9 protein-coding genes are annotated in these 14,420 nt (G+C 71.3%); 5 read left to right on the top strand and 4 right to left on the bottom strand.

From position 1 onward, the window contains the following. Positions 1–38: 38 nt before the first annotated feature. Positions 39–2,552 (bottom strand): DEAD/DEAH box helicase, encoded by a 2,514-nt coding sequence (locus RV983_RS05330; protein WP_475984606.1) that lies wholly within the window; start codon positions 2,550–2,552, stop codon positions 39–41. Positions 2,553–2,684: 132 nt separating this feature from the next. On the opposite strand from RV983_RS05330, the gene RV983_RS05325 reads away from it, so the two are divergent. Continuing rightward, a complete protein-coding gene (locus RV983_RS05325; RefSeq protein WP_475984605.1) occupies positions 2,685–3,479 on the top strand; it encodes a metal-dependent hydrolase in 795 nt (264 codons plus the stop codon). 42 nt (positions 3,480–3,521) lie between these two features. Here the strand turns inward: RV983_RS05325 and RV983_RS05320 are convergent, their stop codons facing one another. Continuing rightward, the gene (locus tag RV983_RS05320; protein WP_475984604.1) at positions 3,522–5,303 is read right to left on the bottom strand and encodes an ABC transporter ATP-binding protein; all 1,782 of its coding nucleotides are present in this window, start codon (positions 5,301–5,303) and stop codon (positions 3,522–3,524) included. After that, complete coding sequence (locus RV983_RS05315) at positions 5,300–7,123, bottom strand: ABC transporter transmembrane domain-containing protein (RefSeq protein WP_475984603.1); 1,824 nt, start codon at positions 7,121–7,123, stop codon at positions 5,300–5,302. The genes RV983_RS05320 and RV983_RS05315 overlap by 4 nt, the downstream gene beginning before the upstream one ends. Positions 7,124–7,480: 357 nt before the next feature. Between RV983_RS05315 and RV983_RS05310 the strand changes: the two genes are divergently transcribed. Next, the gene (locus tag RV983_RS05310) at positions 7,481–9,181 is read left to right on the top strand and encodes a carbohydrate-binding module family 20 domain-containing protein (protein ID WP_475984602.1); all 1,701 of its coding nucleotides are present in this window, start codon (positions 7,481–7,483) and stop codon (positions 9,179–9,181) included. A gap of 60 nt (positions 9,182–9,241) precedes the next feature. Here the strand turns inward: RV983_RS05310 and RV983_RS05305 are convergent, their stop codons facing one another. Then, positions 9,242–9,697 carry a MarR family transcriptional regulator gene (locus RV983_RS05305; RefSeq protein WP_475984601.1) on the bottom strand — a complete coding sequence of 152 codons (456 nt, stop codon included), beginning with the start codon at positions 9,695–9,697 and terminating at the stop codon, positions 9,242–9,244. Positions 9,698–9,742: 45 nt separating this feature from the next. On the opposite strand from RV983_RS05305, the gene RV983_RS05300 reads away from it, so the two are divergent. The 3 genes from RV983_RS05300 to RV983_RS05290 all read left to right on the top strand — a co-directional run bounded on the left by RV983_RS05300 (position 9,743) and on the right by RV983_RS05290 (position 14,413). Continuing rightward, positions 9,743–11,596, top strand: a complete 1,854-nt coding sequence (locus tag RV983_RS05300; RefSeq protein WP_475984600.1) for an ABC transporter ATP-binding protein — start codon at positions 9,743–9,745, stop codon at positions 11,594–11,596. A gap of 735 nt (positions 11,597–12,331) precedes the next feature. Continuing rightward, positions 12,332–12,715, top strand: a complete 384-nt coding sequence (locus RV983_RS05295; protein ID WP_475990227.1) for a DoxX family protein — start codon at positions 12,332–12,334, stop codon at positions 12,713–12,715. 45 nt (positions 12,716–12,760) lie between these two features. Then, on the top strand, positions 12,761–14,413 hold the full coding sequence (locus tag RV983_RS05290; protein ID WP_475984599.1) for a bifunctional 3'-5' exonuclease/DNA polymerase: 1,653 nt from the start codon (positions 12,761–12,763) through the stop codon (positions 14,411–14,413). The last annotated feature ends 7 nt before the right edge of the window (positions 14,414–14,420 follow it).

Here is a 14,420-nt window from a genome sequence, read left to right as displayed (position 1 = left end):
GCGGGTCCGCGCGGTCGTGCGTATCCCGGGCACCGCGGTCACAGCGCGCCGACCGCCGTCACCTTGACCACCGCGCGTCCCTCCTCGTCGGAGGCGGTCAGGTCGACGTCCGCCGAGATGCCCCAGTCGTGGTCTCCGTTGGGGTCCGCGAAGGTCTGCCGCACCTTCCACAGGGCCTCCTCGGGGCGCTCCTCGATCTGCAGCAGCTTCGGGCCGCGTGCGTCCGGACCGGTCCACAGATCCTCGTACTCGTCCCAGTAGGCGTCCATGGCGTCGGCCCACTTGTCCGCGTCCCAGCCGGACTCGGCGTCGAGTTCGGCCAGTTCCGCGTAGTGCTCCAGGGCGGCCAGCTCCACCCGGCGGAACATCGCGTTGCGCACCAGCACCCGGAAGGCCCGGGCGTTGGCGGTGACCGGCTTGACCTGGTCGGCGCGCTCCTGTGCCTCCTCGGCGGTCATCTCCGCGGGGTTGGCGAGCTGCTCCCACTCGTCGAGCAGGCTGGAGTCGACCTGGCGGACCAGCTCGCCCAGCCAGGCGATGAGGTCCTGAAGGTCCTCGGACTTCAGGTCGTCGGGGACGGTGTGCTCCAGCGCCTTGTAGGCGCTCGCCAGGTAGCGCAGCACGATGCCCTCGGTCCTGGCCAGCTCGTAGTGCGAGACGAACTCGGTGAAGGTCATGGCGCGTTCGTACATGTCGCGCACGACGGACTTCGGCGAGAGCGGGTGGTCGCCCACCCAGGGGTGGCTCTTGCGGTAGACGCCGTAGGCGTGGGAGAGCACCTCCTCCAGCGGCTTGGCGTAGGAGATCTCCTGCAGGCGCTCCATCCGCTCCTCGTACTCGATCCCGTCGGCCTTCATCGCGGCCACCGCGGTGCCACGCGCCTTGTTCTCCTGGGCGGCCAGGATCTGGCGGGGATCGTCGAGGGTCGACTCGACGACCGACACCATGTCGAGCGCGTAGGAGGGCGATTCGGGCTCCAGCAGCTCGAAGGCGGCGAGCGCGAAGGTGGACAGCGGCTGGTTGAGCGCGAAGTGCTGCTGGAGGTCCATGGTCAGCCGGACGATGCGGCCCTCCTCGTCCGGCTCGTCCAGGCGCTCCACCACTCCGCCCGCCAGCAGCGACCGGTAGATCGCGATGGCCCGCCGGATGTGGCGCAGCTGGGACCTGCGGTCCTCGTGGTTGTCCTCCAGCAGCCGGCGCATGGCCTCGAAGGCATTGCCGGGGCGCGCGATCACGGACAGCAGCATTGCGTGGGTCACCCGGAAGCGGGAGGTCAGCGGCTCCGGATCGGAGGCGATCAGCTTCTCGAAGGTGGTGTCGGACCAGCCGACGAAGCCCTCCGGCGCCTTCTTGCGGACGACCTTGCGGCGCTTCTTCGGGTCGTCCCCGGCCTTGGCCAGCGACTTCTCGTTCTCGATGACGTGCTCGGGCGCCTGGGCCACCACGAGCCCCGCGGTGTCGAAGCCGGCCCGGCCGGCCCGGCCTGCGATCTGGTGGAACTCCCGGGAGCGCAGCACCCGCACCCGGTTGCCGTCGTACTTGGTGAGTGCTGTGAACAGCACCGTGCGGATCGGCACGTTGACCCCGACGCCGAGGGTGTCGGTGCCGCAGATGACCTTCAACAGGCCGGCCTGGGCGAGCTTCTCCACCAGGCGCCGGTACTTGGGCAGCATGCCCGCGTGGTGCACGCCGATTCCGTGCCGGACGTAACGGGAGAGGTTGCGCCCGAACTTGGTGGTGAAGCGGAAGTTCCCGATGAGCTCGGCGATGGCGTCCTTCTCGGCCCGCGTGCACATGTTGATGCTCATGAGCGCCTGCGCCCGCTCCACGGCGGCCGCCTGCGTGAAGTGCACGATGTAGACCGGTGCCTGCCGGGTCTCCAGCAGCTCCGTGAGCGTCTCGGTGAGCGGGGTCAGCCGGTACTCGTACGACAGCGGCACCGGACGGGTCGCCGAGCGCACCACCGACGTGGGCCGCCCGGTGCGCCGGGTGAGGTCCTTCTCGAAGCGGCTGACGTCACCGAGGGTCGCCGACATCAGCAGGAACTGAGCCTGGGGCAGTTCCAGCAGCGGGATCTGCCATGCCCAGCCGCGGTCGGCCTCGGCATAGAAGTGGAACTCGTCCATGACGACCTGGCCGATGTCCGCGTTCTTGCCGTCGCGCAGCGCTATCGACGCGAGCACCTCCGCCGTGCAGCAGATGACGGGTGCGTCCGGGTTGACGGAGGCGTCGCCCGTGAGCATGCCGACGTTCTCGGTGCCGAAGAGCTTGCACAGGTCGAAGAACTTCTCCGACACCAGCGCCTTGATCGGCGCGGTGTAGAAGGTGACCTCGTCACGCGCCAGGGCGGCGAAGTGCGCACCCGCCGCGACCAGGCTCTTTCCCGAGCCGGTCGGCGTCGAGAGGATGACGTTCGCCCCCGAGACGACCTCGATCAGCGCCTCCTCCTGGGCGGGATAGAGCGAGATGCCCTGGCCCTCCACCCAGGTGGCGAAAGCTTCGAAAAGGGCGTCGGGGTCGGCCTCGGCAGGGAGCTGATCGATAAGGGTCACACCCCCATCTTGCCTGCCGCGGGGTCCGGGGGATGAACCGGCGGTACAAGCGAAGATCGCCCGACGGTATGGTGTGCCGTCAATTGGACGTCAACTCCGCTTCAGGGCGGGTCGAAAGGGGCGGGACACGCCATGATGGGACCGGCACATTCTGTCTCCGGAGCGGCAGCTTGGCTGGCAGTAGGTGCGGTTGCCGCGGGGCTCGATCATCCGATGCCCTGGCCGACCCTCGTGGTCGGTGCGCTGATCTGTGCCGGTGCGGCTCTCGCTCCTGATCTGGATCACAAGGCAGCCACGATTTCCCGGGCATTCGGCCCGATTTCCCGGTGGCTGTGCTCGGTCATCGACAAGCTGTCGTACGCCGCTTACCGGAAGACCCGGAAGCCCGGCGACCCGATACGGGAGGGCGGGCACCGTACCCTGACCCACACCTGGCTCTGGGCGGTCATGATGGGCGCCGGCGCCTCCGGCCTGGCATGGGTCGGCGGCCGGTGGGCCGTGGTCTTCATCCTCTTCGTGCACGCCGTTCTGGCGGTCGAAGGACTGCTGTGGCGGCAGGCCAGGATGTCCAGCGACATCCTGGTCTGGCTGCTCGGTGCCACCAGCGCCTGGGTGCTCGCCGACACCCTGGACAGCACCCAGAGCGGCAAGGGCTGGCTGCTGACCGAGCCCGGTCAGCAGTACCTGTGGATCGGCATCCCGATCGTGCTCGGCTCCATCGTGCACTGTCTCGGCGACGCGCTGACCGTATCGGGCTGCCCGGTGCTGTGGCCCATCCCCATCGGGCGCCGGCGCTGGTACCCGCTGGGCACGCCCAAGCCCATGCGGTTCCGTGCGGGCAGCAAGGTCGAGATCAAGGTGCTCACACCGGTCTTCTTCGTGATCGGTGGCGTGGGCGCGGTGGGGGCGCTGGTCTTCGGCGCCTGAGCACCCCCACCGCGGCTCGGCGCGCGGCGCCGTGGCGGCCGGCTATCCGTGCCAGGACCGCCACAGCGCCGCGTAGGCGCCGTCCGCCTCCACCAGTTGGTGGTGGCTGCCCAGCTCGCTGATCCGGCCGTCCTCGACGACCGCGATCAGGTCCGCGTCGTGCGCGGTGTGCAGCCGGTGCGCGATGGCCACCACCGTGCGGCCGTCCAGGACTCGGGCCAGCGACCGTTCGAGGTGCCGTGCCGCCCGCGGGTCGAGCAGCGAGGTGGCCTCGTCCAGCACCAGGGTGTGCGGGTCGGCCAGGACCAGGCGGGCGAGCGCCACCTGCTGCGCCTGAGCCGGGGTGAGCGCGGCGCCGCCGGAACCCACCTCGGTGTCCAGACCGGCGTCCAGCGCCCGCGCCCAGCCCTCGGCGTCCACCGCGGTCAGGGCCGCCCACAGCTCGGTGTCGTCCGCCCCCGCGCGGGCGAGCAGCAGGTTGTCGCGCAGTGTCCCGACGAAGACGTGGTGCTCCTGGTTGACCAGGGCCACGTGCTCGCGGACCCGCTCCGCGGGCATCCTGGACAGCTGGGCACCGCCGAGGGTGATCTCACCGGTACGGGGGGCGTAGATCCCCGCCAGCAGCCGACCCAGCGTCGACTTCCCGGCGCCGGAGGGCCCGACGAGGGCCACCCGCGTGCCGGGGCGCACCCGCAGGGTGACGCCGTGCAGTACGTCGCTGCCCGCGCGGTAGCCGAAGCGCACCTCGTCGGCGTGGACGTCACGGCCGTCGGGCGTCACCTCGTGATCGCCGGCGCCCGGCTCGATCTCCCGCACGCCCACCAGACGGGCAAGGGAGACCTGGGCCACCTGGAGCTCGTCGTACCAGCGCAGGATGAGATTGATCGGGTCGACCAGCATCTGCGCGTACAGCGCGCCCGTGGTCAGTTCGCCGACCGATGCCCAGCCGTGCAGGACCAGCGTCCCGCCGATGAGCAGTACGGCCGCCAGGATCAGGGTGTACGTCGCGTTGATCACCGGGAAGAGCACGCTGCGCAGCCACATCGTGTAGCGCTCCCAGGCCACCCACTGCCGGATGCGCAGGCGGGACAGCTCCTCGCGCCGCTCCTCCAGCCGATGGGCCTCGATGGTGCGTCCGGCGTCGACCGACTCGGCGAGCACGGCCGAGACGGCCGCGTAGCCGGCCGCCTCGGAGCGGTAGCCGTGCGGCGCACGGCGGAAGTACCAGCGGCAGCCGAGCAGGAGCACGGGCAGCGCCACGAGCACGGCGAGCGCCAGCGGCGGCGAGGTGACCGTCAGGGCGCCGAGCAGCAGCCCGCCCCAGACCACGGCGATCGCCAGTTGGGGCACCGCCTCGCGCATCGCGTTGGCCAGCCGGTCGATGTCCGTGGTGATCCGGGACAGCAGGTCTCCGGTGCCGGCCCGCTCCAGCACGCCCGGCGGCAGCGCGACCGACCGTACGAGGAAGTCCTCGCGCAGGTCGGCGAGCATCCGCTCGCCCAGGATCGCGCCGCGCAGCCGTACCTCGCGCACGAAGACCGTCTGCACGGCGAGAGCGGCGGCGAAGAACGCCATCGTGCGGCCGAGGTGCAGATCCCGGTCGCCCACCGAGAGGCTCTCGACCAGGTGCCCCAGCAGGTAGGGGCCGACCATCGAGGCGAGGACGGCCACCGCGTTCAGCGCGATGAGGGCGACGAAGGCACGCCGGTGGCGGCCGACCAGTTCCCTGACGTAACCGCGCACCGTGGTGGGCGAACCCACCGGCAGGGTGCTGGCCTGCTGCGGCGCGGCCGGATCGTACTCCGGCGGTGGCACGCCGATCATGCGGGTTCCTCGGCTTTCCGTAGTGACTCGAATGGATGGAGTTCGGGTTCGGTCTCCCGGGTGACCACTGCGCGGTAGCCGGGGTCGGTGAGGAGCAGTTCGCGGTGCGTCCCGGAGCCCCGCACCGAGCCCTCCTCGATGAAGACGACCCGGTCGGCCAGGTCCAGCAGCAGCGGGCTGGAGGTGAGGACCACCGTGGTCCGCTCGGCGCGCAGCGCCCGCAGGCCGTGCGCGATCCTCGCCTCGGTGTGCGTGTCGACGGCGCTGGTCGGCTCGTCGAGCACCAGCACCTGCGGGTCGGTCATCAGCGAGCGGGCCAGCGCGAGGCGCTGCCGCTGCCCTCCCGACAGCGACCGTCCCCGCTCGGTGATCCGTGTGCGCATCGGGTCGCCCGACTCGTCCACGGAGGCCTGGGCCAGCGCCTCCAGCACGTCGCCGCACTGGGCCGCGGCCAGGGCGTCCGCGGGGGCGACGGCGCCTGAGCGGGGCACGTCGAGCAGCTCGGCGAGTGTGCCAGAAAGCAGCACCGGGTCCTTGTCCTGCACGAGCACCAGCGCCCGTGCGGCGGCCAGCGGAAGCTCGTCCAGCGCCGTGTCGCCCAGCAGCACCGAGGGATCGCCCTCGGCCCGTTCCGGGCTGTGCCCGCCGAGCCGGTCGGCCAGCGCGCCCGCCGCGTCCGGATCGCCGCACACGACGGCGGTCAGCTTCCTCGCGGGCGCCAGCAAGCCGGTGGCAGGGTCGTACAGGTCTCCCGACGCCCCTGTCGCCCCCGATGGCCCTGACGGTGAGGCTCCGGTGGTGCCGGCGCCCGCCCGCCCCGCCGTGTCCCGCCGCAGCGACAGCACCCGTGCCGCGCGCTTGGCCGACGGCCGGGAGAAGGAGTACGCCATCGCGATCTCCTCGAAGCCCCGCAGTGGGAAGAGCAGGAAGACCACGGCGCCGTAGACGGTGACCAGTTCGCCGACCGAGATCCGGCCGTCCAGCGCCAGCCGCGCTCCGTACCAGGTCACCGCGAGCAGCAGCAGTCCGGGCAGTGCCACCTGGAGCGCGCTGATCAGTGACCACATTCGGGCGCTGCGCACGGCGGCCTCCCGGACCTCCTGGGAGGCGCGCCGGTAGCGGGTGAGGAACAGTTCCTCGCCACCGATGCCGCGCAGCACCCGCAGTCCGGCCACGGTGTCGGAGGCGAGTTCGGTGGCCTTTCCGGCCTTGGTCCGCTGCTCGTCCGCCCGCCGGGTCGCGTGCGGCAGCAGCGGAAGCACCGCGAGCGCCAGGACGGGGACACAGGCCGCCACGATCAGACCGAGTTCGGGCCGGTAGACGACGAGGGCGACCGTCATACCGACGGTCGCCAGCAAGCAGGAGGCGAAGCGGGCGAGCGCCTCGACGAACCAGCCGATCTTCTCGACGTCACCGGTGCTGACGGCCACGACCTCGCCGGCCGCGACCCGCCGGGTGAGCACCGAGCCCAGTTCGGCCGTCTTGCGGGCCAGCAACTGCTGCACCCGGGCGGCGGCGGTGATCCAGTTGGTGACGGCGGTGCGGTGCAGCATGACGTCGCCCACCGCCGAGACCAGTCCGAGAGCGAGGATCAGGCCGGCCGCGAGGGCGAGTCTGCCGCCCGAGCGGTCGACGGCCGCCTGGACGGCCAGGCCGACCGCCGCGGGCACGCCCGCGAACGCCGCCATGTTGAGCGTGCCCCAGAACGTGGCCGCCGCCTGGGCGCGGATCTGGCGTTTCTCGAGCCAGAGCAGGAATCGGAAGCCGGACCGGGTGTCGGGGACACCCGGATCGGCATGGGGGAGAGAACGAAGCGACATGGCGTCCCGGCATCGGAGATGGGGGTGGGTGAGGACGTGCCAGGGTCGCGTTCCCGGCGGGGTGAATTCAACCGGTTTTTTCCCAGTACGGGGAACGTGGCACGGTCGTGACTCCTGTTGTCGCTGACGGTCACTCAGATACCGCTGACAGCACCCGGGTTGCCATCCGCAACCGCAATGCAGATTGTTTCCGCAAGAGGTTGAAAGTTTTTCCACGCGATGTATTGACGGTGTCCACGCACGGGGCCAGTCTCCTGTCCGGAGCTCCCACGGGCGGGAACTCCGCCCCCCACTCGATGGCCTGGCGCGTGGCTGTCTTCGGGGCACCTTTGTGCCCGAAAACGAAGGAGCCGCACCATGAGATCGCGTTTCGTGCGCGCGGGACTGGCGGCGCTGCTCGCCACGGCCGGCCTCGCCGTCGTGTCGCAGGAGCCGGCCCAGGCCGCACCGCCCGGGAGCAAGGACGTCACCGCGACGCTCTTCGAATGGAAATTCGCCTCCGTCGCCAAGGAGTGCACCAGCGCCCTCGGCCCCGCGGGCTACGGCTACGTGGAGGTCTCGCCGCCCCAGGAGCACATCCAGGGCTCGCAGTGGTGGACCTCGTACCAGCCCGTCAGCTACCGCATCGCGGGACGGCTGGGGGACAGTACGGCCTTCAGGAACATGGTGGACACCTGTCACGCGGCGGGCGTCAAGGTGATCGCGGACGCGGTCGTCAACCACATGAGCGCGGGTTCGGGAACGGGCACCGGAGGGACGTCGTACACGAAGTACAACTACCCGGGCTACTACCAGGACCAGGACTTCCACTCCTGCCGGTCCAGCATCACGGACTACGCCAACCGCGACAATGTGCAGAACTGCGAACTCGTCGGGCTCGCGGACCTGAACACCGGGAGCGAATACGTCCGTTCCACCATCGCCGCCTATCTGAGCAACCTGATCTCCCTCGGCGTCGACGGATTCCGGATCGACGCGGCCAAGCACATCGCCTCCGGCGACCTCGCCGCCATCAAGGCCAAGCTCAGCAAACCCTCGGTCTTCTGGGCACAGGAGGTCATCTACGGCGCGGGTGAGGCCGTCCAGCCCGGCGAGTACACCGGGACGGGCGACGTCGACGCCTTCCAGGGCGCCTACGACCTCAAGCGGATCTTCAGCAACGAGAAGCTGGCCTACCTGAGCAACTGGGGTGCCTCCTGGGGTGCCGGATACCTGCCGAGCGGGCAGGCGCGCACCTTTGTGGACAACTGGGACACCGAGCGCAACGGCTCGACCCTGAACTACAAGGCCGGCGCGACCTACACGCTGGCCAACGTCTACATGCTGGCGTGGCCCTACGGCTCGCCCAATGTGTACTCGGGCTACGAGTTCTCCGACAACGACTCCGGCCCGCCCAACGGCGGCACCGTCAACGCCTGCTACAGCGAAGGCTGGAAGTGCCAGCACGCCTGGCCGCAGATCGCGGGCATGGTCGGATTCCGCAACGCCGTCGCCGGCACGGCCGTGACCAACTGGTGGTCCAACGGCAGCAACGCCATCGCCTTCGGGCGCGGCAGCAAGGGTTTCGTGGCGATCAACCACGAGAGCGGATCCATCAGCCAGACCTTCACCACCTCGCTGCCCGCCGGGACCTACTGCGACGTCCAGCACAGCGGCGCCACCTACGCCGTCGCCTCGAACGGCACCTTCGCCGCGACCATCGGCGCCAACGACGCGGTCGCGCTCTACGCGGGCGCCCCGTGCAACGGCGGCGGCACGGCCCCGGCGAGCGGCGCTTCCTTCTCGGTGAACGCCACCACTGTGTGGGGTCAGAACGTCTATGTGATCGGCAGCGATGCGGTGCTCGGCAGCTGGAACACCGCCGGGGCGGCGCTGTTGTCCTCGGCCGCCTACCCGGTGTGGAAGCTGGACGTCTCCATGAGCGCGGGCACGTCCTTCGAGTACAAGTACATCAAGAAGGACGCGAACGGGAACGTCACCTGGGAGTCCGGTGCGAACCGTACGGCGACCGTCCCCGCCAGTGGCAAGGTGTCGCTCTCAGACACCTGGCGCGCCTGACCCCCGCCCAGACGGGCTCGCGCCGTGTGCGGCGTACAGGGCCCCGCGAGTGCCGGCTTCTCAGCAGTGGCCCGGCGTGGTGTCCAGGGCGGCGAGCAACGCCGTCAGGGCATCGCGCTGGGCCGCGTCCAGTGGTGCCAGCATCTCTTCCGCGGCCGCCCGCCGGGCCTGCCGCAGCCGCCGCAGCGCGCCCTCGCCCTCCGCCGTCATCTCGATCCGCACCACGCGGCGGTTGGCCGGATCCGGCACGCGGCGCACGAAGCCCCGTTCCTCGAGGGCGTCGGTGAGGGTGGTCACCGCGCGCGGTACGACCTCCAGGCGCTGGGCCAGATCGGCCATCCGCGGTGCCTCCTCGCTGTGCGCGACACTGCGCAGCATGCGTGACTGGGCCGGGGTGATGCCGAGCGGCTCCAGGTGACGCCGCTGGACGCGGTGCAGCCGGCGGGTCAGCCGCAGCAGTTGTTCGGCGAGGCTGCTCGACCCGTCGGCGTCGGTGGCGGGGATGCGCGGTTTCATGCCCCGAGATTATCAGGATGCGGTTCATTGTGAGTATAGGTAACAATGAACTACGCTCCCATCATCCTGCCGTACCCCGCCCTCGGAGGCCTTTTGCACCCCGGTGAATCCCCGCAGTGGACCCCACCGCCCAAGAACCCCGACCGGCGCACCGAAGTGCGACGTGTCCTGGGCCTTTTCCGCCCCTACCGCGGCCGCCTCGCCCTCGTCGGGCTGCTGGTCGGCGCCGCCTCCCTCGTCTCGGTCGCCTCGCCCTTCCTGCTGCGCGCGATCCTCGACACCGCGATCCCGCAGGGCCGCACCGGGCTGCTGAGCCTGCTGGCCCTCGGCATGATCGCCACCGCCGTTCTCAACAGCGTCTTCGGGGTCCTCCAGACGCTCATATCCACCACCGTCGGCCAGCGCGTCATGCACGACCTGCGCACCGCCGTCTACGAGCGCCTGCAACGCATGTCGCTCGCCTTCTTCACCCGGACCCGCACCGGCGAGGTGCAGTCCCGCATCGCCAACGACATCGGAGGCATGCAGGCTACCGTCACGTCCACCGCGACCTCGCTGGTCTCCAACCTCACCAGCGTCATCGCCAGTGTCGTCGCCATGCTCGCCCTGGACTGGCGCCTGACGATCGTCTCCCTGGTGCTGCTTCCGGTCTTCGTGTGGATCAGCCGCCGGGTGGGCACGGAACGAAAGAGGATCACCACCCAGCGGCAGCGGCAGATGGCCGCGATGTCCGCCATTGTGACGGAATCCCTGTCGGTCAGCGGCATCCTGCTCGGCCGCACCATGGGGCGCTCCGCGTCACTGACCCGTTCCTTCGCCGACGAGTCCGAGCGTCTGGTCGACCTCGAAGTGCGCTCCAACATGGCCGGACGGTGGCGCATGTCCACCATCGGCATCGTCATGGCCGCGATGCCGGCCCTGATCTACTGGGCCGCCGGAGTCGTCGTCCACGGCGCGGGCACCCTCGTGTCCATCGGCACCCTGGTCGCCTTCGTCTCGCTGCAGCAAGGCCTGTTCCGGCCCACGGTGAGCCTGCTGTCGACCGGCGTGCAGGTGCAGACCTCGCTCGCGCTCTTCCAGCGCATCTTCGAATACCTCGACCTGCCGGTCGACATCACCGAGCGGCCCGACCCCGTACGGCTCGAACGCGCCCGCGGCGACGTGCGCTTCGAAGGCGTGGGATTCTCCTACGACCCCACCTCGCCCGAGCGCACCCTGGACGGCATCGACCTGGAGGTGCCCGCCGGCACGAGTCTCGCGGTCGTCGGCGCCACGGGATCCGGCAAGAGCACGCTGAGCTATCTGGTGCCCCGCCTGTACGACGTCACCGAGGGTCGCGTCACGCTCGACGGCACCGATGTGCGCGATTTCGCCTTCGACACCCTCGCCGCGGCCGTGGGCGTGGTCTCGCAGGAGACCTACCTCTTCCACGCCTCCGTCGCCGAGAACCTGCGCTTCGCCAAGCCGGACGCCACCGACGAGGAGATCGTCGACGCGGCGCGCGCCGCGCAGATCCACGACCACATCGCGGCCCTGCCCGACGGGTACGACACCGTCGTCGGCGAACGCGGCTACCGCTTCTCCGGGGGCGAGAAGCAGCGCCTGGCCATCGCCCGCACCATTCTGCGCGATCCACCGGTGCTCATCCTCGACGAGGCCACCAGCGCCCTGGACACCCGCACCGAGCTCGCCGTCCAAGAAGCCATCGACTCCCTCTCCGCGGGCCGGACCACCATCACCATCGCGCACCGGCTGTCCACGGTCCGCGACGCCGACCAGATCGTCGTGCTGGACCGCGGGCGGATCACCGAACGCGGCACGCACGACCAACTGCTGGCCCTCGACGGCCGGTACGCGGCCCTGGTGCGCCGTGACACCCAACTCGCCCCTACGGCATGATCCTTGCCCATGGGACCACTCGACGGCGCGGACCTGCCGGGCTACCGGCAGGTCGCCGAGCACGCCTGGACCGATGACCACGGCGATGTGGTCAGCCTGCACTTCTTCGACCTGCCGCCGGACATACCAGCGCCCCTGGAGGAACCGGACCGGCTCCGGCAGGCGCTTGCCCACTTCACTGCCGACGCCGGCGGCGGCCTCATCGAAGCCGACGTCGTCCGGGTCGCCGGCCTGCCGGCGCTGCGCCAGGTGCTCAAAGTGCCGCTGCCGGACCGGCCGAGCGGCCAGGCGTTCCTCGGCACGTACACCCTGCCGCGCGCGGCCTGCAGCGCGGTGGCGAAGGTACAGGCCTTTGAAGACGGCCCCACAGGGATACGCGAGGCCATGGTGCTCGCCGAACTCGGGCCCGAGCACTACTTCCTGGAACATCCCTTCGCGCCGGGGCTGCGCGGCGGGCTCCCCTTCCACCGTGCCGACGCCCCGGAGTACGACGCGCGCTTCCCCGGCCACCCGCTCACCCGGGTCCGGACGGCGCTCGATCATCTCGCCCGGACCCTGAGCGCCGAACCGGATTTCGCGCAGCTCCCGCCGTTCACCGGCCCGGCCCGGCCCAACCCGCCCCCGCTTCCCTGGACGGGTGAGCAAGCGCACACGCCGGGACCGGTGATCCGCCACGCGGTACCCGGGGCCGCCGCTAACGTGAGCCGCGGCGCCGACATCCGCAGGAGGTCCCTAATGGCAGAGTCAGGCCGTTCCGATCGTTCCGCCAGGCTGCTGGCCCGGCTGCTCGCCACCGCCGGCACCGCGCACTTCGTGGTGCCCGGGCCCTTCGACGCGATCGTCCCGAAGATCCTGCCCGGCAACGCCCGCACCTGGACGTATGCCGGCGGCGCGGTGGAACTCGCCCTCGCCGCGGGTATCGCGCTGCCGCGCACCCGCCGTGCCGGTGCGCTGCTGGCGGCCGGCTTCTTCGCCGGGGTGTTCCCGGCGAACGTGAAGATGGCCCGCGACTGGCGCGACCGCCCCGCGCCGCTGCGCAAAGCCGCCTTCGCGCGGCTGCCGCTCCAGGTGCCGCTCGTGCTGTGGGCGCTGAAGGTGAGCCGCGACGCCGACGGCTGACGGCCCTGCCGGGGCGTTGTCAGTGCCCCGCCCTACGCTCGGAGTGTGACCTCGCCGAGGAGCCTTTCCGTCGCCGTCGTCGCCGATCCACTGGGGACCGGCGGGCGGCTCCAAGCGCTGCGCGAGGACGGGTCCCCTGCGGGGCCGCCGGAGAGCGTCGGCGATCTCGCCGCGGCCGTAGCCGACCGCGAGAGGCGTCAGGCGCCCCGCTGGGTCTGGGCCGCCACGGACGAGATCTACCCGCTTCTGCTGGACCGGCTGCCGGTACGCCCGGCGCGGTGTCACGACCTCAAGCTCGTCGAGGCCCTCCTGCTCGGCTCCGAGGAGCGCTTCGGCCTGCCGCGTGCCCTGGGCGCGGCCTGGGCGCGTCTGCGCGGGCTGCCGGTCCCCGAGGACGCGCCCGAGGGCGGGGCCGACGACCAGCCGGTGCTCTTCGCCGCCGACCGCCATCGCCTTCCGCCCGGCACCGATCCCCTGGACGCCGTGGTCGCCGTCCACGCCGAACAGCAGCGCCGGATCGCCCTGTCGGAGCACCCCGACCGCATGCGCCTGCTGTGCGCCGCCGAGTCCGCCGGGGCGCTCGCCGCGGCGGAGATGTCCCACGACGGCCTGCCCTGGAGCGCCGCCGCCCACGACGAGGTGCTGATCGGCCTGCTCGGCCCGCGGCCGCCCGGAAGCGCGCGGCCCAAGGTGCTCAACGACCTCTCCACGGCCATCCAGGAAGCCCTGGGCCGCCCGGTCAACCCGGACTCGCCCGCCCAGCTGCTGCCCGCCTTCGAGCGGGTGGGCGTGCACATCACCTCGACCCGCTCCCATGTCCTGAAGGAGGTGGAGCACCCCGCCGCGGGCCTCCTGCTGCGCTACAAGGAGCTCTCCCGGATCCACAGCGCCCACGGCTGGGCCTGGCGTGAACACTGGGCGCCCGCCGGGCGGTTCCGCCCGGAGTACGTCGTCGGCGGTGTCGTGTCCGGACGCTGGGCCACTCGCGGCGGCGGCGCACTGCAGATCCCGCGGCAGCTGCGGGCGGCCGTGGTCGCCGACCCCGGGCACCGGCTGGTCGTGGCGGACGCGGGGCAGCTGGAGCCGCGGGTGCTCGCCGCCCTGTCCGGTGATCCCGGGCTGGCGGCCGCCGCGGCCGAGGGCGACCTCTACGCGGCCCTGGCCCGTACGGCCTTCGGCGGCGACCGCGCACGGGCCAAACTCGGCCTGCTGGGCGCCATGTACGGGCAGACCACAGGCGAGGTGGGACCCCTGCTGGAGGTCCTGCGGCGCCGCTTCCCGGACGCCATGAGGCTGGTGGAGTCCGCCGCGCGAACCGGCGAGGCAGGGGGTGTGGTCCGTTCCCACCTCGGCCGTACGTCGCCGCCGCCCGCGGCCGACCGTCAGGACCTCAGCGACGCCCAGGCGCGGGCGTGGGGCCGCTTCACGCGCAACTTCGTCATCCAGGCCACCGCCGCCGAATGGGCGCTGGCCGTGCTGGCGTCGCTGCGCCGGCGGCTGGCCGCGCTCGACGGGCCCCGGCTCGTGTTCTTCCTGCACGACGAGGTCATCGTGCACACCCCCGAGGAACTCGCCCCCGAGGCCGGGAACGCCGTCGCGGAGGCGGCGGACGAGGCCCGCCGCCTGCTGTTCGGGCCGACGCCGGTGTCCTTCCCACTGGAGACCCATGTCGTGCGGTCCTACGCGGAGGCGAAGTGAGCCCCCG

It is taken from the genome of Streptomyces sp. RLA123, from assembly GCF_056270165.1.
The sequence above is the reverse complement of the archived record's forward strand: the minus strand, read 5'-3'. Positions and strand labels throughout refer to the sequence as shown.

Coding starts and splice junctions, on each gene's coding strand:
- RV983_RS05320 (WP_475984604.1), bottom strand. CDS start 5,303: ATGATCGGCGTGCCACCGCCGGAGTACGATCCGGCCGCGCCGCAGCAG.
- RV983_RS05325 (WP_475984605.1), top strand. CDS start 2,685: ATGATGGGACCGGCACATTCTGTCTCCGGAGCGGCAGCTTGGCTGGCA.
- RV983_RS05310 (WP_475984602.1), top strand. CDS start 7,481: ATGAGATCGCGTTTCGTGCGCGCGGGACTGGCGGCGCTGCTCGCCACG.
- RV983_RS05305 (WP_475984601.1), bottom strand. CDS start 9,697: ATGAAACCGCGCATCCCCGCCACCGACGCCGACGGGTCGAGCAGCCTC.
- RV983_RS05300 (WP_475984600.1), top strand. CDS start 9,743: ATGAACTACGCTCCCATCATCCTGCCGTACCCCGCCCTCGGAGGCCTT.
- RV983_RS05295 (WP_475990227.1), top strand. CDS start 12,332: ATGGCAGAGTCAGGCCGTTCCGATCGTTCCGCCAGGCTGCTGGCCCGG.
- RV983_RS05315 (WP_475984603.1), bottom strand. CDS start 7,123: ATGTCGCTTCGTTCTCTCCCCCATGCCGATCCGGGTGTCCCCGACACC.